Source organism: Photorhabdus viridis (genome assembly GCF_040256935.1).
Classification (GTDB): domain Bacteria; phylum Pseudomonadota; class Gammaproteobacteria; order Enterobacterales; family Enterobacteriaceae; genus Photorhabdus; species Photorhabdus viridis.
This window is the reverse complement of the sequence record NZ_JBEJZY010000365.1, coordinates 1-293: the sequence shown is the minus strand read 5'-3', so window position 1 is coordinate 293 and position 293 is coordinate 1. Positions and strand designations below refer to the sequence as shown.

Genomic DNA, 293 nt, shown 5'->3' with positions numbered 1-293 from the left:
GCGCCTGCGCCGCTAAGGCGGTTTGCCGTACCCGCGCCAGTAATTCCGTCACCGTCAGTTCACCCGGAATATCAATACGCAACGCCAGTGTATTCACAAAGAACCCGATCAGGGGCTCCACTTCCTGACGACTGCGACCGGCACTCGGTGTCCCAATCACTACCGTTTCCTGACCGGACAGGCGCGACAGGACCACGGCCCAGGCTGACAACAGCGTCATAAATAACGTCACACCGTGCTGCTCACTCAGGCGTTTCAGCGCGGTCGTTAATGCCGCATCCAGATTAACCGGC

1 protein-coding gene is annotated in these 293 nt (G+C 59.0%); it reads right to left on the bottom strand.

The window, feature by feature from the left end:
* The coding region (locus tag ABR397_RS23760) for a condensation domain-containing protein (protein ID WP_350307841.1) at positions 1-293 on the bottom strand (293 nt) is incomplete at both ends.